The organism is Tunturibacter psychrotolerans (genome assembly GCF_040359615.1).
GTDB classification, from domain to species: Bacteria; Acidobacteriota; Terriglobia; order Terriglobales; family Acidobacteriaceae; genus Edaphobacter; species Edaphobacter psychrotolerans.
Map to the genome: position 1 here is coordinate 1,140,700 of NZ_CP132942.1, position 19,829 is coordinate 1,160,528.

The following is a 19,829-nucleotide window of genomic DNA, read 5'->3' on the forward strand; positions in this document are numbered from 1 at the left end:
GTTCAGAACAGGTAAGCATCAGGAGGATAATTTGCACGCGTCCACGCGTTTACGCAACCTGACTCACTATAGCAACCACAAAGCTCTTTACTGGTCCATTGTGATAGCCGCATTGCTCGCCTGCGCGACGCTGCTCGGCGAGGCTCAGAAACAGACTTCCATTCCGGAGGAGATTGAGTGGACGTGGGAAGTGCGGCCATCGCACGCAGATCCAGCTCTTCCCAACGTACTGCTGCTCGGAGACTCCATCACGCGCAACTACTTTCCTGAAGTTACGAAGGACTTGAAAGGGGTTGCGAATGTCTACCTCATGGCCGTGTCCACTTCAGTGGGGGATCCGCGGCTTCCGCGACAAATTGAGGAGTTCGCAGCTATGGAGAATGTCACTTTCCGGGTGGTTCACTTCAACAATGGTATGCATGGCTGGGATTACTCGGAGGCACAGTACAAAGCTGCGTTGCCTGATCTGCTGCACAGTGTTGAGCAGATCGCTCCGAGTCACCATGCGTTGGTCTGGGCGACGATCACGCCCGTGCAGATCCAGGCCTTCAACGGCGCCACGAATGAGCGAATCAACGAGCGTAACCAGATTGCTCAAGCGTTGTTCTCTTCGCTTGGAATCACGATTGATGATCAGCATTCACTCATGATGAAGCACCTGGACACCTATGAGGACACAGTACATTTTGGACCCTCAGGCGCGGCCCTCATGGGCGATCAGGCCGCCGACGCGATTCGCACGGCTCTGCGGAAGTGATGCGGCTTTCGGAAAAAGATTGTTAGGTGGTTTATCCCAACGACCAACGAAGAAGTTGCTCAACATCGCAGGTCTGCGTCGAAACTGTCCCTTTCGCAAGAGCCGGAGACACCGCGATGGCGGTTGTGCCTGACTCATGCCATGCAATGAAACGGCAGTTTTCCTCACCATGCAGTCGGTTCAGGTTGATCCAGGTGTAGTAGGCCCCCATCTCAGCGTCAACCAGGGATCCGCGCGGGTCGAGCTCCTGTTCGCCATCTTCGACGGAAATCAGCTCATTCATCGGTCGGTCTGCCTGCCGTGGCGCATAGCGCAGGACCAATGTGTCCGGACGTGCACGTCGCAGCAACTCGCGAGCCGTCCACTGCACAAACGTCGTGCTGAAGATCTGTGTGCCGGCCCCTTCGGTCAGTACGCTCAATTCGAAGCGGCGAAGGACTTCGTCTGAACCGCCCTGCAAGTTGCCGAGTTGTGCTGGCCCCATCTGCATCATCTTGCTACGCAGCTCTTCCGGACCAACCGACCCTAACGAGCGTGCAGTGACCATGTATTGAAGCAAGTTGCGCCGCGTTAGCGCGAGGCCTCCGTATGAGATGGAGCTGACACCTGCTCGGGCGCCACTATCGTGTGTCTCTCCGCCGTCTACATACCAGTGGGCATAAGGAACAGGGTCAGCCTGTGCACGCTTCTCCAGAAGCGACATGACTGCCTTCAGGCCGCCTGCAGCACGGACATTTTCGAAGCAGGTGCCATGCGGACGCAGATGACGAAACAGATCTCCTTCGCCGGGCGCATCCCGGCCGACAATGACGATGCAGAGTCGATCCCGGACCTTCTCCTGCTGCGCACGGATCTGCGCGAGTTGATCGCCGTAAGCTGATCCGGCCGCATGAAAGGCATCCATGGCCCCCGCGCTCCATAGAAACGCTGTCATCTCTTCCACCGCGCGCGAAGGCTGCGCGGCCCATCCAGCGCGTTGAAAACACGGGGCGAGCGGGAGTGAATCGAAGCGAGCCAGAGTCTGCTGAAGATTGGGAAGGTCGCCCCTGTTTCGGAACGTATGCAGCTGCGCCTCCGTTTCAGCGCGCTCGACAGGGAACTGCCAGTCATAGCCCATCAGCTCTCGAAGAAACACAGCAAGAAAGGCAACCGGCAAGCTCGTCAACGTTGGCAGGTATCGTCGAGCAAGATCACGCGCCTGCGGCGGGTACTGCGCGAAGTCGGACGACTGCAGCGAAGCTGAAGAGGCGATCATAGAACCTCAGTTAGCGGACTTCCGCTGCTGAATCGCGCGTTGCATCCAAGTAAATGTGCGAGTGTAGGCACCAGGTCCACAGACTGCACAGGACGGTCGACTGTAACACCCTGGCGGATGTTTGGGCCCATTGCCATAAGCCAGGTGGTACGAGAGAGTGCGTCGCCGGTACGGTGATGCTGAAACCCATTGCCGCCAGGGCTCATGTCCGAGTCGCGGCCGAAATCCGGCAGTAGGAACAGATTTGTCTTGCCCGCATACTCGGGGTTGCTCTGAACACTCTTCCACAGATCCGCGCAGATGCTATCAGTGCGTGTGATCGCTTCGGTGTACAGCGAGAAGGCTCCGGAATGGGCAATGTCTATGTCATGGAGGGTGATCCAAAGCAGGCTAGGCGCTACTGTCTGCATTACGTGCTGCGCGATATACAGCGACAACTCATCAGGGCTTTGTGACTTGCGCGCGTGTGCGAGAAAATCATCCATCGAAAGCTTCATCAACTCAGCCATTCCATGCAGCGAATCTTGACGTTTGGCCGTAAGCGGTGAAACGATAGGCGACTCGTAGTTGTCTCGAAGGAGCTGGTCATAGTCCGCAACTGCGCGGTGGTTGGCGAGGGTGAGCAGTTGCTTGGGCAGCACAACTGTTGCGCCGAGCCCGTGCCCATAGAGCGTGTGATTGCTCTCGCCGATGCAATCAAAGCCGTTGCTGGGAGCAATTACCCAAACGTCCGATGCTGATCGCTGCCGATCCCTTCTGTAGTATTCGAAGATCGTCGGGTTGCTCGGAGCAATCGGCATGAAGTTGTCGAAAGTTTCGTAACAACCGGTTGCAAGGCCGGCGTTGGCAACATAGTGGCCTAGAATTCCCCGATTGACTACCTGTGTGTAGAACGTAGCCTGCGGTATAAGCTCTTCGAGCAAACGAGGAATGTAACGTTGACCTCCAGGAGCGAACGTCTCTTCATCTCGTGCTCCGCCACCAAAGGTCACAACGATTGTCTTAGGCGTAGGAGGAAGGGCTGCCGCTCGCAACGGCGATGCAAAGAACATCGCTGTAGCGGTGCCAGTTCCGGCGGCTGAGCGCAAGAACTCGCGACGGCTGATCGCTCGCTCACGAGACATACGGAACATCTCTCTGCTGCACTCCCGCTTCATGCTTATCTCACTTCGCTCTTCGCGCTCTGCTCTCATTTCGCATCCCCTCGTTCGAGCCGGATACCTCGATCAGGCGCGACTCGGAGGGTGCTAGATCGACTGCAATGTTGCTTCCTGACATTGGTGCGGAGGCACCGGAGGCAACATCGCGTGCGACGGAGCCCTTGAATTCGGGATCGATGCGATCGAGACTCACTTGGATGGTATGTTTCTCCTTGTCGTCGTAGTTGAAGACGGCAATGTAGTAGCCGTGAGCGGATTGTCGCGCGAAGATCTTTGCGGCAGCATCTCCCGTGTCGCCTTCCACGGGACGAAAGACCTCCCCTTCATCGGCCACCTTCATTAGGGCGCGATTGCTGTATACCTGCAACGCCATTGCTTGCCCGTCGGGATCGTCCGCCAGCCGCGTACTATCCAGAATCATGCCCCCACTGATGATCGTCGATAGAAGGCGGCTTTGAGCTTCCACGAGATTGCGTGAACCCTCATCGGCCTTAGTCCCTAATGGAATGTGGTCGGGATCGATGAGGTACAAGCTTTCGTTCGTCCACCAGGCATAGGTCAACGCATTCAACATATATTCCGTCGATTGATCTTTACCGCTGATGTGACCTTTGGTATCGCAAGAGAGTCTTCTCGCGTGGCCATAACCGGAAGGGAACAGTGGGGCAATGGAGAGGCTCAGGAACATGCGTCCGGCGTTCGCCTTCACGACGTCCTGCATGCCCAGGTTGTAAGCCTCGGTTCCGGTCTGAATCGCAGGATCAGCGTGTACGCCTTCCAATGCGCCGTGACTGAGAAAGTCGAGCTTGAGATATTTGAAGCCCATCTTCGCAAGTGTGTCGATATAAAACTGCGTCCGCAGTCGTGTGCCAGGCGCGGTTGGATCAATAGGCTTGCCGCCGTCGACCGTCGGCAAAAACGCGCCGTCAGGCCCTTTAAGCAGAATGTCGCGATACCGGTACTTTCCATTTGTGCCCTCTACGAATGCGTCGAGATCGCCGCCCCAGGCAGCAAATGGCGTCCAATAGATACCGGGTTCGAAAACAGTGCCGTCGCTCGATTTCATTGATTTCACGGTGGCCATCGCATCTTCGAGCGCTACCCCGTCGAGACTGGACCAGAACGCATCGAAGTTGATGTAGACCACCTTCCGCGAGAATCCTTCAGGGCTCAGCTTGTCGTGGACGAACTGTGCGGAGGCGATGAAACGTTGGCGATTGATCTTGTCTGCGTATGCCGCCCAACTATTCCAGCCCAATGGACGCGGACCGGCCCAGCCGAGCGGCGGATGCAGTTCGGCGTTCCGTTTGCCGTAAGCTTCCATGCCAATGCGCCAATCACTGAACTCTCCCACCATCACGCGGGGAGACAGCACTTTCATGCCGCTCACAACACCATGAGCAACAAAGTCGTGCGTATCGCTCCGTTCGCCAAGCTGCCCCTGTAAACCGCCAAAGACCTCGAGGTCTTTCAACGACTCATTCTGCGCATGCACACTCAACGAGGTCTTCCAGACATCATGCGTCAACGATCCGAACACAAAGCCGCGGCGGCTTGCGTTGTCGTAGATCGTTGTCACCTCGTTGCTTGTGATGCGTTGGTCGGGTTGCTGTAGCGCTACAGCATTGAAGCGAAACCACATATCATTGTCATACGGTACGTGGAGCACACGCAGTGCGTCCTCATGCGCGATTTGGAATGCTTCTTCCCCCTGTACCCGCACGGCGACGAAGCGATTGGTTGCAACAGGTGTGGTCAAGGAATCCACTTCAGCTTGGATCTCCACCCACGGCTTTCCGGCTGGGATATAGACATGCTGAATCAGTGTGGGTAGCCCGACCTTAGTATGTTCGATCGTGATCTCATGTGTGCCGCTGATGACTTGATGCCCTGTGTAGGCGTCACTGGTAAGCAGACGTCCGTCGGTCAGAGTTACATTTGATGTGATCCCATGTAACTCGCTTCCGTTCCGCCATCGCAGGGTGATCTCTCCCGTTGCAGAATCGACGTTCACCGCGACAGGTTTCGCGTTGGACAGGTTAGAGCTCTCCGCGCGAATGCAATTGGTCACCGCACACGCGAGAGTAAGAGCGAAGACTAATGATGCGGCGGAAGTTCGATTCAGCTTCAGAATCATGAAAGCTCTCAAAAAAGAGGTCTGCGACCGCCCAGATTGCAGCTAAAACATTAGGGCAGTCACCTTGACGATTGTTTTTTCGTCCTAAAATGTATCCGGTTACATGCAAACTCACAATATAGCCGCACTTTGAAGTGTGTCAACTTTGCAAAGCGTTCTTTATGGATCGATTCATCCGATTGCTCTCGACAATCGCGTAGACTGAGCGGGAGATTGATCGTATCGATTTGAGGTTTCAGCAATAGATTTCTCAGTCGCGGAGACGGAGTCCATGCGCCACAATGCCGAGAAATCAGGTTCTAAAAAGCCCGCGACGATGCGCGATGTGGCGAGCCACGCAGGAGTGTCAGTAGCCACGGTCTCGCGCGCTTTGGACGGCTCTTCGCTGGTGACAGAGGAGACCGCACTCGCGGTGCGACGTGCGGTAGCGAAACTTAATTTTGTCCCAAACATCTCAGCGCGCACATTAAAGTATGGGCAGAGCCATGCTATCGGCGTTATCGTTCCAGACCTGACAAACCCATTCTTTTCAGAATTTCTTCGAGAATTTGAGGCGCTGGCCTCAGCCAACGGGCAGGTTGTTCTGCTGGCGAACGCGGAGGCTAGTGTCGGTGGGGCTCTTACATCGGTCCGTCAATTGCTAATGAGACTTGTCGACGGCGTGGTGGTTTTACCATCGCTAGACGAACTGGAGCCATATCAACTGCTGACGCTTCGCAAGGTACCAACCGTGGCGATTGATAGCCGCCGAACCGGCCCTAGCTTCAGTGACGTGAGTTTGATGCATGAGGAGGGGATGAGACAGGCGGTGGGCTATTTGAAAGACCTTGGACACCGAAAGATCGCTTTCATCGGGGGCTCACCGGGGCTCACGATCTCGAAGTTGAGATTGGATGCCTTTCAAGCCTCCCTAAAGATGCACGAAATTACAGTCCGCCATGAGTATGTCCGCTATGGAAACTATCGTGCGGACGGAGGAGACCGTGAGTTGCGCAACCTCATGCTCCTGGCGGACAGGCCAACTGCTGTCATTGGAGTCAATGATTTGACTGCGCTGGGAGCTCTTCGGGCGGCACGTACCTTGAATATCTCCGTCCCAAATGAGGTCTCGATAGTCGGGTTCGATGGCATCGAACTGGATGATCTGGTATCGCCGAGTCTGACAACCATGAGTGTTTCTCGTAAGCTTATCGCCCAAAGCTGTCACGGAGCGTTGGAGGAGATGCGGGTCGGGCGAAACGGTCTCGGCAGGCAGCTCTACATTCCCGTTGAACTTATCGTTCGTCAATCGACAGGCCGTCCACTTCGTAAAATGACGAAGTCTCGCTAGCTGAGCTGCTCTCGATGCGAACGGAAAAAAGGCCCCTTCTATTTTCGAAGAGGCCCGAAGCGTTGAATAACGACTAGAAGACAAGTGGCGAAATGGTGATTGAGTCTAAATCAGGAGCGTAGTTCGAGGGGTTATCGAACACGATCTGATTCTTGCCGGCCGCAAGCTGGACCTGGATAACAGTGCTCGTCGGCGTGCCAAAGCTGTATCCATTGAGGTCGACCTCTTTGGCCGGCTGATCGTTTACGGTGACGAAGAACGACCGCGGCCCTTGCGTGAAGTAATCGATTTCAAGGTTGTAGGTGCCAGCGGATGGCACCTCGACATCCGCGAAGGTCACACTATTTCCGGGCCCTCCACCGATGTTGCCGGCCTTGGCCAGACCGGAGGCGTTGCCGTTGAACCCAGCGCTTGCAGAGCCGCTGAGCGTTGCCAGCTCCGCTTCGTAAGTCTGCGTCTCAGGATAGGGCGCGGCCCCGTTTCCACTGATCACGATACGGTCGAGATCGGGGGGATAACTGATCGGGTTTCCGAACTCGATGCTGTTGTCGCCTTTTTTCAACTTCACGGGGATGGTCAGCTTCGAGGGAACGTTGCCGCTTCCACCGCTCGAGTTGAGAGTGATTGCGGGGCCTCCATTGACATTGATGATGTAAGAGCGGGTACCGTTCGTAGCCGAGTCGACTTCCATGTTGTAGACGCCGTCGCGATCGACCTTTACGTCGTCGAAGAAGACGTTGTTGTTCGGGCCGATGCCGATGAATCCAACTTTCTTGCCCTCCGAGCACAGCGGACAATCGGCGACCTGGGCCGATCCGGTGAGCGTGGCCTGGTACGCCTCATAGCTGGTGGACTTGGCCGGAGGGACGTTCAGTACACCGCGCACCTTTAGCAGACGAACGCCATGACCCGGAACAACGGTCGAGTATCCAAGCAACGACTGCCCAAGCTCTGTGTGGCTCCACAGATCCCGCGTGGTAAGCGTGGCGGCGAAACCGAGATCGTTCCACGGCAGGCTCACGCGCGTGGGAAAGGAGTTTAGGTTAAAGAGAGCAACGTAATACTCGCCATTGCCCAGATTCGACGCCCATATCGGCGTAAAGCCTGCGCGAATCTGCGTCGCGGGATGACCCGACTGATCGACGGCGATCACCTCGTCGTTGCCGAGAATCTTCTTGCCTGTCGCTGACATCTTCGTTAAATCGCCACCAATGGAGAGCGGAGCGTTGGCCATGGCCCAGAAGCTCATCGCCGTTTGCTGCTCCTGCGGGGTGATGCCATCGGTTGCGTCGTTACCGATCTCAAGAGAGTCAAGATCGTTCCATCCGAGGGTGGATCCCGCAGCCGATTCCCAACTCGGAAGATCGAGGAAGCGTACCTGGATACGATTCCACTCCGTAAGGAAGGGGCAATCTCCCTCGCACTCTACGTCGCCTTCGATGCGGCGGGAATTGCTGGTAGCCTGCCAGTCTGCGATGTAATCCTGATCTAGCGCCCACGATATTGTCAGCCAGATTGGACGTCCGCTCTGCGCAATTGCCTTTGAAAATGCGGCTACGTCCGGGCGATTGTCGATGTTGGTGTTGTCGTTATAGGAGCCTGGCGTGACAGCGTCGAGTTTTATGAAGTCCGCTCCCCACGAAGCGTAAAGGTCGACAACGGAGTTGATGTACTCCTGCGCTCCCGGCTTAGTGTAGTCGATCTTGTCGCCTCCGCCGAAGGCGTTGGCGATGGTTGCCGGGGTCACGATGATGTCCTGCAGGTGATAGGGGGTACCGAGGATAGGCTTGTTGGCTGCGACCTGATCGGTGCCGACGCCAGGGTTCAGGTACATACCGAACTTCTGCCCGTTCGCATGAATATGCTGGATCATCGCGACGACGTCGGGGAAGCGGGTGGTGTCGAACAGCGTACGGCCATAGGCGTCAGAGGCCCCGGTCCAGCCGGCATCGACGTTGATATAGATGTATCCGTGCGGCTGCAGGCCGGAGTTCCGCAGGGCGTCGGACTGCGCGATGATGCTGTCCTGGGTGAGGAAGGTCTGGGTGGGAGTGATTGTCTGTTGGCTGTAGGTGCTCCAGCCAAGATATGGTCGTTGGCCCACTCCATTCACCTGCGCGTGACTTCCGGTTGCATAGGCTATGAGCGCTGTGGCAAGTAAAAGGCGAGATTTCACGACCTTTTGCATCCAGGAAAGAGGTTTTCTCTGCATTCGGGTCTCCCATTGCGAATATTTGCACGCGCCAGCCCTCATTTTGAGTTTTCAATAGTGAGAGTTAACTTGCGCCAATGAAAAATACTCTTATACCGAAAGATTTGGCAAGTTACTTTTCAATAAAGATGGACAATCAACTTTCCGACACTGATGCGGTTTCACCCACGACGGGCAAAAGACATGCAACAACGCGTTCGACAGCGCTTCGTCGCTAGTGGCGGCTTACCCGTTGCACCGGGTGGCGGCATGACCGTTGCAACCAGCAGTCGCTGGAGGAATACCGCGATGCGAGCCGCCTAGCTTTCCGGGTTCAGTTTCTCCAGCCGCGCGGCCCATGCTTTGGGCGGCATGCCGAATGTCCGTCGAAAGATTTCTACAAAGGCGCTCGGTTGCCTGTACCCGATGCAGAAGGCGATCTCCTTGACGGAGCGGCCTTGAACGAGGAGTTCCACAGCTTTCGTCAGTCGAACCTGCCGCCGCCACAGCTCAAAGCTGGTGCCAGTGTCCTTGCGAAATACCCTCTGAATCGTTCTGACGCTGACTCCGGCATCACTACAGATAGCAGCGAGAGACTTGGTTTGCTCAGGCGCTGACAGCACAGCCTGAGCAACGTGCAATGCTCGCTCGTCTCCTGGGAGAGCCACGAACGTCGGAACCGGAGATGCGACTTCCAGATGAAGAATAACCAGGTCGCGGAGCGCTCGTTCGTGGTGCTGCTTCATTCGAAGTTCCCCAATGCGCACGGTCTCCAGCGTAAGTTCGCGTAACAATGGTGTCACGTGAAGTACGGTCGTACCGGAGGACCGCATACGGACAAGACCCGGTCGGAAGTACAAGGTCCGCATCGAAACAGCGCCCGGCATGTGGATGTGGTGGTATGTTTTTGCGGGAACCCAGAGTGCAAAACGTGGAGGAACCAACCACATACTTTGACCGGAAAATACTTCCATGACTCCGCGGACGGCATAGATAAGTTGATCGGCCCCGTGCGCATGTTCCGGAACGTGAAAGCCTGCAGAGTATTCATAGGCTAGCGTTGCTACCGAAACGCCGCGCTTCGGATCAAACTCTCTCAGAATTTTGTTGTGGCGCATTATCGATATATTTTGGCATACTGCCATTCTTGCGCCATCCAAAATATTCGCTCATTATGGCTGCATGACTAAACAAGTCGGACTCAGCGAGTACAACATCATTGGATTTGCAACCATCGTCGACGTGGATCGAGCGAAGAGCTTTTATGGCGAAACACTTGGGCTGCGTCTGATAAGCGAAGAGCCGCCATTTGCTCTCGTCTTCGATGCAAATGGCATCATGATTCGTCTGGGCATGGGCAAGGAACTGCCGCCGGCATCAGGCACGGTGTTAGGTTGGCAAGTTACCGACATAGAGTCAGTCGTCCAAAATCTGAAGACGGCTGGGATCCGCTTCGAACTCTATGAGTTCTTGAAGCAGGATGACTCTGGAATTTGGACTTCGCCCACTGGAGCCAGAGTCGCCTGGTTCAAAGACCCGGATGGGAACACTCTGAGTGTCTCGGAACACCCGGAGGGAAAGTGATGTACCCGCGCGGCCAGAGTGTCCGTAACTAACGCGATGAGCCTCGTGTCTTTTGAGTGCGTCACCCCATCGTCGTCGATCTTCAGAATGTCAGGGATTGGCAGACGCTTTGTATGATTTTTTTGGCGGCAATGCCAAAGAGGCTTCTCAAGCTTCTCAACTTGTGCTACGGTTTCGTTTCCCCCATAACCGGTCGGCCCCAAGTCCCCTCGGAAGATTCATCCCCCACGCTGAGCCTAGGTGCACTTCAAGGAGGTCCCGTGAGCTTTCCTTCAGGCAGGTTCATCCAACACATGCAGAGCTTTCTGGCATTGCTGGTAACTATCGCAATGCTTAGTGTTTCGGCTGCCGGTCAGGGCAACGAAACTGTTTCTACCCTGCGTCTTCCCCTTGCCGGGGCGGCTAGAGCCGCAAATGTACCGGCCGGCTATGTGATCACTCCGTTCGGTTACTTTCACTCCTCGTGCGTTGAAGTTCTCAAGGCGGGCGAACATCTGTTACCTGACCACCGAATTCAACGTGCCGACGGCTCCATCGAAGCTAGTGCCGCCACCTGCGCCTATAGTCATTTCACGCCGACGGGGACACCGGTGAACGCTACTGTTTCGCAGAAGAGCAAGACCAACACGGCAACTTCTCCGGAAGTGAATGGTTGGGTGGAGAACTCGAACGTCACCACCGGCTCGCCGTCCAGTTCGTATGGGGCGCTGGTCGCGAGGTGGACGGTGCCGCCTCATCCGCTTGCCGAGGATGGTCAGGTTCTGTTCTTTTTCCCTGGATTGGAAGACATCAACGAGACGCAGAGTATTCTTCAACCTGTCCTCGGTTTGTATGGCGGGCAATGGACGATCGCGAGTTGGAACTGCTGCCTGAGCGGTATTGTGGTCTCCAGTCCAGCCGTGAACGTCGAACCGGGTGACAGAATCTATGGATCGATGACGAACACGTGCGGGACCGGCACGTCGAGTTGTGCCATGTGGAATGTGCTTTCCGTCGATCTCTCAACTGGACAGAGTACCGCCCTGGCCAATACTCCCAGCGACGGGCAAGTGTTCAATTGGGCGTTCGGCGGTGTCCTCGAAGCTTATTATGTGGTTCGCTGCGACGACTATCCTCCGGATCGGAGCATCACTTTTGAGGATGTGACGCTCTTTGACCAGAATCTTCGTCGCGTTCATGATCCCGCCTGGAGCAGTGGAGCTGGTTCCGGTATTACGCCGGACTGCCGCTATGGAGCATCGGCAGAGCCCCGTCGGGTGAATTTACGCTACTGAGCGTAGGGACTGCCACGCAGCGTGGTTATGCTTCGCGACGATGGTCAGCTACATCGAGGAGCAAAGCTTAGAATTCAAGCTTCTTTTGTTACGCCGATTCGCGATAGTTCAGGAGGATCAAGCCGACGAGGGCCAGGCACAGCGGCCAGAGATAGCCGGCGATTGTGGCCATGCGGCTCTTGGGGAGACGGAGCTCCAACCATCGGGTACAGCCTGCCGAAACGCCAAGGAGTGCGATAGGGGTGTGGCTCATCTCTGCGAGCAGCGCTTCTTTCACCTTGGCGGCGTGCTCGTGTGTAAGCAGGGTCGCGGCGCCGAGAACACACATTGCAGGAAAGACGTAACTGGCCCAGCGCGCCTTCAATTTGCCTGCCTGCACGGCACACTCGAAGACCGCGAAGACTACGATCAAGAGCGCCCCGAAACGATGTTGCACGATTTCGGGTGCGGTGAAACTTTGCCAGAAGGGACGCGGCCCGAGAGGCCAGTTCTCCGGGTCGGCGCGCAGCAGGATGAATACGGCTAAACCAGCGAAGGTCACTGGCCAGAAGCGAGCCCACCGCATGGTGGGGTGACGGCTGAGCAGCGCCAGCAGACCTGCGACTAGCACGATCAGCCCAGCCCAATGATGGTTGTACTCGGACCATGCGTTGTCATTCGCGTCGCTGTTGATGACTGGCGCGAACTCGTTGGCCTTGACCGCGGCTTCGAGTGAAATAGGAGGAGCCAACGCGGCCAAGGGAGGACTGGTCATGCGCGGAGGCACCGGATGCATGCGCGCGTAAATCTCCTGAGATGTCAGCCTATCCTGAGCGGTGACATCGACGGCAGGGGCCTGGGCGGTGAGCGAAGCGGCTGTCAATACTGCGGCGAATCCCAGGCAAATCTCCGCCTCAGCAACGCGGCGCAGTCGGGCGAGCAAAGGTTTAGGATCGCTGGCCAGACGCCGCACCAGCCACCAATTTCCGGCGCCCAACGTAGCGATCGCCAATACAAGGTAGATTTTGGCAACGATCATAACGCCATACGTGGTGGTGTATACGGCGTTCCACGTTCCCATATAGAACACAGCCATTGCCACTCCGGCTGAGATAAGCGTGGCCGCGCCAAGCAACGCCATGCGGGAGTAGCGCTGGCTCATACGCCGCGCCTCATCCACGTTTGCGGCGCGGCCTAAGGAGATCCACAGATAGGGCATTGCGCCAAGCCAGGCGGCTGTACCGAGGTGATGTGCTGCGGTGAGAATCGCCAGCGGTACGCGGTAGTTGATGCGTGCCGCCGCATGGCTGACGGAGACCATAGCTGCTATCACCAGGAGACTCAAAGGGAGCATAGCGACCGTTGCCGGTCTGCTCTTCAGACGTGCGCAAATCCAGAGTCCAATCGCACAGAGGATTGAAACAGAGTAGGCGCGGAAAAAGTTTGTGGTGGTCACATCCTTGAGCGTCAAATCAGAGCCGCTCATCAGGAGGGCGGCGGATGCTGTCACCAGTGCAACTTCGCCTACCACCAGAGCAAGTGCGGCCATCCGGATGCCACGGCGACAAAAGTCCTCGACGGCCTGGCTTGCCGCCGCGGGCAACGCTACGGCCAGAAGATAGGCGACGCCTCCCAGGAGCAACGCCTCGAATGCCAGCGTTGCCGCGCGTAGGAGAACGGTCAGGAGATCGATATCCTTGAGGAACCAGATCATCTTTATTCTCGGCTCTACTTTACTAGGAAGGGAATCGTGCCACGAGTGATGTGTCCATCCATGGCCAGGATCTGCCAGCGTAGCACATACCCTCCTTTGACGAGCCCGGTCAACTTCGCCGATAGAGATCCGGGCGAGGTTTCGCTGTTGATCGTGATCTTCTCGACTTTGCCATCAGGGTCGAGCAATGTGAGGGTGGAATGCTCGAGATCAACCCTTGAACTGTATTTGAGGAGGACGGCGACATCCGGACCGGAGACCGTGCTGTTCGCTGCTGGCTGAGAGCTCACTAAGATCGCATGCGCCAACGCGGCGCGGGGAGCAATCAGCGCAATACCGCAGGCGACAATGAGAGCTACTACAAACCGAGGGGCGATGATCGAAGTTTTGCGGCGCATGTCGAATCTGCTCCTCCAAAGTGAAGTCAACAACCCTTGTGTCGAGATAAAACCTAAAGTGGCTTGATGGCAAGTTGCGCTTTCCACATTTGATACCGCTGTGCTTCGAATGATGCGTAAATCTCAGCGGTCATTTGATCGGAAAACAGTCAAGGTCGTTGGCGAATTGGATTGGGCCTGAATATCGGCGCTTGATTTCGGTTTGGGTCTCGTTCTCTTTTCCCAAGGTCCGCAGCATTCGATGAGAGAGAACCAGTTGTTTGACGTGAGCGTTGGCAGCGGTTGCTCCGATGACTGAGGGCGGCATGTGGAGGCGTCGTTCTACTCCGGTGGCACCCTCCGGTACGGCGTTGTGGGCGACGAATAGGTCTGCGTTCGACGCGAGTTGAGTGAGGCCTTCGCCTTCTCCGTTTGTATCTCCGCTAAAGACGATTCGCTTGCCACCAATTTCGATGCGCCAGGCCAAGGTGGGAACCTGGCCATGAATGACAGTGACTGCGTAGATGGCCATGTTGGCGTTGCGGAAGATGAGAACAGGGGTTGAGCTCGGCGCGACGTTATGCGGTTGGAGTTGGTAGCTTCCCTGGCCTGGCTCTACGAGTTCGCTGAGATAGCGCCAGGCTCCGTGAGGATCGGCGAAGAGCTCGTGCACGAACTCTGTGGTGGAGGGCATGAAATCGTTTCCTGTGGGGCCGTAGACCGGGAGAGGGCGCTTGCGGTCTTCGAACCAGGAAGAAAAGATGAGAGCTGGGAAGTCGCTGCTGTGATCGACGTGAAAGTGACTGAAGAGGAAGACGTCGGGCTGGGACATCCGCGCTCCACTCTCTCCGAAGCGAAGGGCACTGCCTCCTCCGGCGTCGAGGATGACGCGGGCGTTGCCGTGATCCCAGACGAGATAGCTGGTGGAGGCGCGCTTATCCTGGGACTCGGGACCGCCGGAGCCGAGGACCTGTACGGCTAATCCTGTTGATCCGCATGACTGCGCCGCTGCGGGCGAAGGCGTGCACGTTGATAAGAGCGACGTGAGGAGAAGCAGAGCTTTTAGCGGTGGTTTAGGGGAGTGCATCTTAGACCTCACATGTCCTTATTTCTGTTGCGTCAAACTGCTGAGAGAAAAGCCGTCGAAATTTTGATCGCGCGGCTGAGGTCGTTTTCATTCTTTTTTCTTCCTGGATTTTTTTTTGGCACTGTCGGGGTGTGGCAGCCCATTGAGCAACGCCTGGAGACCTTGTTCGAAGCGGCCTTTGCGGGTTTCGATGCGGCCTTTGGCAAATATCTTTGCGATTCGGGGAAAGGCGCCGGTGGCTAGTTGGGCGGCGGCGAACTCGGTGTCGATTGCTGTGTCGTTGGCGGTTTCGCGGAGTGCGTGGCCGAAGACGAAGTCGTCGACGGTGGCGAGGAGGGCGAGTTTTTCGCTGTTGGTCATGTGAATTTCGGCGAGCGCTTCGAGACATTGCTCCATGTGGCGCATGGCATTGAGGCCGGGGGGCGCGGAGAGCATCGAGACCAGAGCCCAGGGGTGGCGGAGGAAGAGCGCGTGAGTGTGTCTGGCGATCTCCATCATTGCTTCCTGCCAGCCTTTCGGCACTTTGGGCAGGAGAGCTTCGCCGAGGAGTGCGTCGTCCATGACGGCGATAAGGTCGTCTTTGGTTTTGACGTAGTAGTAGAGGCTCATGGTGCCGACGTTAAGCTCCTGGGCGATCCGGCGCATGGAGACGGCGTCGAAACCTTCCTTGTCAGCGATCTCGAGGGCTGCGGCGGCGATGGTTTCGCGGCTGAGGTTTGTATTTTTCCTTGACATTCGTACACTGTACCATTATGTTTGTTTCGTACAATGTACGAAACAACGATCATCATCGCTGGAGCTGGTCCCACTGGGTTGACCCTTGCGGTCGATCTTGCGCGGCGGGGCGTCTCGTTCCGTCTATTTGAAGCTGCTTCCATACCCTTCGAAGGGTCGCGGGGGAAGGGGATACAACCGCGCACGCTGGAGATCTTTGAGGATCTTGGCGTCATCGATGCGATGCTTGCGGCGGGGGCGACCTATCCGAAGTTTCGGACTCATTTTGGAAGCTTGTCGCTTCGGATGGGTTCGCTGGGTTCAGGGAAACAGGCGACGGAGAGCGTGCCCTATCCGAACCTCTGGATGGTGCCGCAGGCGCGTACTGAGGCCATTCTGCGTGAGCGGCTGTGTGAGCTTGGAGGTGAGGTTGAGTTTGGTAAGGCGTTCGCGTCGTTTACGCAGAATGAGCGAGGCGTCGAGGTCACGCTGGGCGACGGGGAGGTGGTGCGGGCGCAGTATCTGGTGGGGTGCGATGGCGGACGCAGTGCGGTGCGGAAGGCATTGGGGCTGCGGTTGGAGGGGGAGGGTCTCGATGAAGAGCCGATGCTGGTGGCGGATGTTGAGGTCGAGGGCCTGGATCGAGCGGACTGGCATCTTTGGCCCTTTGCTAAAGGCGGCGTGATTGGACTGTGTTCGTTGCCAAAGACAGGGCTATTTCAGCTGACGGGGAGGGCGGATGTTTTGGGAGACGATATCGAGGGCGTAGTGCGGAGGGCAACGGGGTATCGCGTCGCGCGAGTTGCCTGGAGATCGATCTACCAGCCCTCGGTCCGTATGGTCGGTCGCTATCGGATGGAGCGTGTGTTGCTGGCGGGAGATGCGGCGCATGTGCATCCGCCGGCGGGTGGGCAGGGGTTGAATACGGGGGTGCAGGATGCGTATAACCTCGGATGGAAGCTTGCGCATGTTGTGCGTGGCGGCCTGGATTCGCTGCTCGATAGTTATGAAGCGGAACGTTTGCCGATTGCGGCGGCAGTGCTTGGGTTGAGCAAGAGGCTGCTCCAGACGCGGTCGATCAAGCGTGGAGATGCGACGAATCAGCTTGCACTGCACTATCGATCGAGTGCGCTTTCGTTGGGTGGGTCGCTTGGAGGCTTGCAGGCTGGCGATCGAATGCCGGATGTGCGGCTAGAGGATGGTGGCCGGTTGTTCGCGCAAATGGGGGGTACTCATGCGACGGAGTTGGAGACGCCTGAGGGGCGGATTTTGATTCGTCCGGATGGGTATATTGCGTCCATCGGCGCGCCGTCGTCGAGTGATTATGCGGGCGTGAGTACTCGTTCCGTTCGTACTTCTAACCACGTGGGACGCTAAGGTGCGGGTCTTGCCCCAGCGCTCCAACGAATGCGTTGGAGCAGATAGCGACGTTTGTGGAGGATGTGCGTCTGATCTTCACTTGGAATTGCGATGGATCTTCATTTGAAAGATGATGGATTGACTTCGCGCTCCGGAGAGAGACTCTTATGGAAGTATTGCTGCATGGGTGAGACAGAGAGCGAGCTGTCGAGGCTGGTAGACCAGCTTAATCGTTCGGCGAACAATTCGAGATCGGGCGAGAAGAGAACGCTTGATCAAATTCTTAGCACGGCGTTTCAGCGGCATGCGTCCGATATTCTTCTGGTTGCCGGTTCGCCAGTGACCCTGCGGGTGAATGGCGCATTGACGCCGGATGTGGGAGCAGCCCTCTCGTCCGAAGAGGTTAGGGGGATGCTGCAGTCGTTGCTTTCTGCGGAGCGACTGGCTGAGCTGCAGGAGCATAAGTCGCTGGATTTCTGTTTTGTGCGGCCTTCGATTGGAAGATTTCGCGCGAACTTTCATTATCAGCGTGGCACGCTGGCAGCGGCGATTCGCGTGCTGCCGGAGCAGGTGCCCTCGCTGGAGTCGCTGCATCTGCCTGCCGGACTGGCGATGTTGACGGAGCGAAGGCAAGGGCTGGTGCTGCTCACGGGGCCGACGGGGTGCGGAAAGACTTCAACGCTGGCGGCGCTGGTAGATCGGGTGAATACTCTGCGGCGCGACCACATTATTACGATCGAAGATCCGATCGAGTATCAACACCTGAATCGCAGCTCTCTGGTGGAGCAGATAGAACTCGGGCGTGATACGCCAGACTTCGCGCAGGCGGTGCGGTCGGTCCTGCGGCAGGACCCGGATGTGATCATGATTGGGGAGATGCGCGACAGCGAGACGATGGCGGCGGCCTTGACTGCGGCAGAGACGGGTCATCTGGTTTTGTCGTCGTTACATACGAACGATGCAGCGCAGACGGTCTCGCGCATTCTGGATACTTTTCCTTCAGGGTATCAGTCGCAGATTCGACAGCAGCTTTCCCTGGCGTTGCTTGCTGTGATTTCGCAACAACTACTGGCGGCTGCAGATGGTGCAGGACGATACCCGGCGGTTGAAATTTTGGTGGCGAACGGCGCTACGCGGAATTTAATTCGGCGGGGAGATGATCATCAATTGCGCGCGAACATCGAGACTGGACGCGCGGACGGAATGTTGACGATGGAGCAATCGCTGGCGGAGCTTGTGAGGGCGTACAGGATCTCGCGTGAGACGGCGTTCGCGCACTGCTATCACCCGGAGGATCTGCGACGGCACTTGAGTTAGCTGGGTTTGGCGGTGAGGCGTTCTAGTTGTTGGAGGTGGTTGATGTCGTGGCCGGCCATGGTTTCGACGATGGTCCAGAGAGTCATGGTGCCGCGTTCGGGATGGGTGGCGGGGCGATGGCGTTCGTCGCCGGAGATGGTGGCGAGGAAAAGGAGATTCCAGTTGCGCATGGCCTCGAAGAGCGCGAGTGCAGGCTCGATGGGGTAGACGGCGTAGCGGTCGGCCCAATCCTTCTGGTCGAAGGGTTGGATGATGTGGTGGGGCTGGTCGGTTGGGGTGGCGAGGGTCTGGCGGAGACGGAAGCCGAAGACGGTTTCGGTGTCGGCGAGGTGGGTGATGATGTTCGTGATGCTCCATTTGCCGGGGGCGGGTGGGGCGTTCAGCTGCGCGTCGGTGAGGCCGGTGGTGAGAGCGTGGAGGCGCCCGGAGGTGCCGGTGAGGACGGGGAGTGGGTCCTGATTGTCGAGGTATTTGGCGTATGGGTTTAATTCCATCTGGAGACGGTATCACGAGGGGTAGGGGGGAAGGCTAGAGCTCGTTGGAGGGCCCTGGCTGCACTCAGTGATCGCCGTGACTTTTATTTGAAGTGTAGATACATTCCAATGGAGCGTGGTGCGGTGGGCTTGAAGCCAAAGAGTGAGTAGAGACGATGGGCTTCGCCGTCGGCGATGAGGCTGATGTAGGCGCCGGGCAGGGCGGTTTTGTGGAGGTGCTCGACGAGCGCGCCGACGATTCGCTTGCCGAGGCCGCGCTTCTGATGTTTCGGGTCGACGGCGATGTCGACGATTTGGAAGAAGAGGCCGCGATCGCCGATGATGCGGCCCATGCCGATGGCTTCGCCGTCCTTGCGGATGACGACGGCGTAGATCGTGTTTGGTAGTCCGGCTACTGCGGCCTCTGCGCTCTTTGGGCTCAAACCGGCGGCGATGCGGAGGCGTCGGTAGTCGTCTGAGGATGGTGTGGCTTCGACTAATTCGTATTCTTCGTCAGTCATCTCCCTGCGCTTTCCTGGACGGTTCTTTTGTTGAGGTGGAGTTTTGCTGTGAGGGTTCGGGAGCCCAGGGGTCGTAGGTGCCGACGCCCCACATGTGGCCTTCGAGGTCGCGGCACGAGAAGTGGCGTCCACCATAGTCCATGTCGCGGATGTCGATGATCATCTCGGCGCCGGCTGCCTTTGCGGAGGCGTAGACGGCGTCGGCGTCGGGGACTACGAGGTAGGCACCCTTGGTCTCGCGGAAGCCGATTTCGTCGGGTTGGACCATGAACTTGCCGGCTTCGCCGCCGTTGTCGACGGAGCCGATCATGATCATGCCGGGGCCGAGTGTGAGTTGGGCGTGTTGTACGGTTTTGTTGTCGGGTGCGACGAAGACGGCTTGTTTTTTGAATCCGAAGGCGGCGATGAGCCAATCGATGGCGGCGAGCGCGTCGCGGTAGCGGAGGCTGGGGATGACGGTTGATCCGTTGGTGGTCATTTGAGTGTTCATGGTTGGAAGGATGCCATGGGGGTAGAGGGGTGGTCTTGGAAAAATCGGCGTGCGTGAAGAGAAATGTCCTGCCGGACGGGCCTCCTGCGCGGAGTGCGGTCACTTCGTGA

General features: G+C 57.2%; 18 protein-coding genes. 6 read left to right on the top strand and 12 right to left on the bottom strand.

From position 1 onward, the window contains the following. Positions 1-31: 31 nt before the first annotated feature. Entirely contained in the window at positions 32-757 is a 726-nt protein-coding gene (locus tag RBB77_RS04610) for an SGNH/GDSL hydrolase family protein (protein WP_353065033.1), read from the top strand. Between the two features lie 31 nt (positions 758-788). On the opposite strand, the gene RBB77_RS04615 is transcribed toward RBB77_RS04610, so the two are convergent. Genes RBB77_RS04615 through RBB77_RS04625 form a run of 3 tightly spaced genes read right to left on the bottom strand, consistent with a single transcriptional unit; the run spans position 789 to position 5,309 of the window. After that, entirely contained in the window at positions 789-2,012 is a 1,224-nt protein-coding gene (locus RBB77_RS04615; protein ID WP_353065035.1) for a hypothetical protein, read from the bottom strand. Then, on the bottom strand, positions 2,009-3,136 hold the full coding sequence (locus RBB77_RS04620) for a hypothetical protein (RefSeq protein WP_353065037.1): 1,128 nt from the start codon (positions 3,134-3,136) through the stop codon (positions 2,009-2,011). The genes RBB77_RS04615 and RBB77_RS04620 overlap by 4 nt, the downstream gene beginning before the upstream one ends. A 40-nt stretch (positions 3,137-3,176) precedes the next feature. Continuing rightward, on the bottom strand, positions 3,177-5,309 hold the full coding sequence (locus tag RBB77_RS04625) for a hypothetical protein (protein WP_353065039.1): 2,133 nt from the start codon (positions 5,307-5,309) through the stop codon (positions 3,177-3,179). Between the two features lie 271 nt (positions 5,310-5,580). On the opposite strand from RBB77_RS04625, the gene RBB77_RS04630 reads away from it, so the two are divergent. After that, complete coding sequence (locus RBB77_RS04630) at positions 5,581-6,639, top strand: LacI family DNA-binding transcriptional regulator (protein ID WP_353065041.1); 1,059 nt, start codon at positions 5,581-5,583, stop codon at positions 6,637-6,639. A gap of 73 nt (positions 6,640-6,712) precedes the next feature. Here RBB77_RS04630 and RBB77_RS04635 read toward each other — a convergent pair whose 3' ends face one another. Then, complete coding sequence (locus RBB77_RS04635) at positions 6,713-8,851, bottom strand: alpha-galactosidase D (protein WP_353065043.1); 2,139 nt, start codon at positions 8,849-8,851, stop codon at positions 6,713-6,715. Positions 8,852-9,150: 299 nt separating this feature from the next. Then, positions 9,151-9,948: an AraC family transcriptional regulator gene (locus RBB77_RS04640; RefSeq protein ID WP_353065045.1), complete on the bottom strand. Its 798-nt coding sequence runs from the start codon at positions 9,946-9,948 to the stop codon at positions 9,151-9,153. Positions 9,949-10,012: 64 nt separating this feature from the next. Between RBB77_RS04640 and RBB77_RS04645 the strand changes: the two genes are divergently transcribed. Together RBB77_RS04645 and RBB77_RS04650 are read left to right on the top strand one after the other, a co-directional pair. Then, a complete protein-coding gene (locus RBB77_RS04645; RefSeq protein ID WP_353065047.1) occupies positions 10,013-10,414 on the top strand; it encodes a VOC family protein in 402 nt (133 codons plus the stop codon). A 260-nt stretch (positions 10,415-10,674) separates the two neighbouring features. Continuing rightward, positions 10,675-11,688 carry a hypothetical protein gene (locus tag RBB77_RS04650; protein ID WP_353065049.1) on the top strand — a complete coding sequence of 338 codons (1,014 nt, stop codon included), beginning with the start codon at positions 10,675-10,677 and terminating at the stop codon, positions 11,686-11,688. Positions 11,689-11,776: 88 nt separating this feature from the next. On the opposite strand, the gene RBB77_RS04655 is transcribed toward RBB77_RS04650, so the two are convergent. The 4 genes from RBB77_RS04655 to RBB77_RS04670 form a co-directional block, all read right to left on the bottom strand. Further along, positions 11,777-13,381, bottom strand: a complete 1,605-nt coding sequence (locus RBB77_RS04655; RefSeq protein ID WP_353065051.1) for a copper resistance D family protein — start codon at positions 13,379-13,381, stop codon at positions 11,777-11,779. 14 nt (positions 13,382-13,395) lie between these two features. After that, positions 13,396-13,779, bottom strand: a complete 384-nt coding sequence (locus RBB77_RS04660; protein WP_353065053.1) for a copper resistance CopC family protein — start codon at positions 13,777-13,779, stop codon at positions 13,396-13,398. 130 nt (positions 13,780-13,909) lie between these two features. Next, positions 13,910-14,845, bottom strand: coding sequence for an MBL fold metallo-hydrolase (locus RBB77_RS04665; protein WP_353065055.1), 936 nt, complete (start codon positions 14,843-14,845; stop codon positions 13,910-13,912). 87 nt (positions 14,846-14,932) lie between these two features. Next, positions 14,933-15,580 (bottom strand): TetR/AcrR family transcriptional regulator, encoded by a 648-nt coding sequence (locus tag RBB77_RS04670; RefSeq protein WP_353065057.1) that lies wholly within the window; start codon positions 15,578-15,580, stop codon positions 14,933-14,935. Positions 15,581-15,613: 33 nt separating this feature from the next. Between RBB77_RS04670 and RBB77_RS04675 the strand changes: the two genes are divergently transcribed. Next, positions 15,614-16,936 carry an FAD-dependent monooxygenase gene (locus RBB77_RS04675; RefSeq protein WP_353065059.1) on the top strand — a complete coding sequence of 441 codons (1,323 nt, stop codon included), beginning with the start codon at positions 15,614-15,616 and terminating at the stop codon, positions 16,934-16,936. A gap of 165 nt (positions 16,937-17,101) precedes the next feature. Continuing rightward, entirely contained in the window at positions 17,102-18,235 is a 1,134-nt protein-coding gene (locus RBB77_RS04680) for a type IV pilus twitching motility protein PilT (RefSeq protein WP_353065061.1), read from the top strand. Here the strand turns inward: RBB77_RS04680 and RBB77_RS04685 are convergent. The 3 genes from RBB77_RS04685 to RBB77_RS04695 form a co-directional block, all read right to left on the bottom strand. Continuing rightward, a complete protein-coding gene (locus RBB77_RS04685; RefSeq protein WP_353065062.1) occupies positions 18,232-18,729 on the bottom strand; it encodes a DinB family protein in 498 nt (165 codons plus the stop codon). The genes RBB77_RS04680 and RBB77_RS04685 overlap by 4 nt on opposite strands. A gap of 83 nt (positions 18,730-18,812) precedes the next feature. Further along, positions 18,813-19,229, bottom strand: a complete 417-nt coding sequence (locus RBB77_RS04690) for a GNAT family N-acetyltransferase (protein WP_353065064.1) — start codon at positions 19,227-19,229, stop codon at positions 18,813-18,815. Further along, the gene (locus RBB77_RS04695) at positions 19,222-19,707 is read right to left on the bottom strand and encodes a VOC family protein (RefSeq protein WP_353065066.1); all 486 of its coding nucleotides are present in this window, start codon (positions 19,705-19,707) and stop codon (positions 19,222-19,224) included. The genes RBB77_RS04690 and RBB77_RS04695 overlap by 8 nt, the downstream gene beginning before the upstream one ends. Between the last annotated feature and the right edge of the window lie 122 nt (positions 19,708-19,829).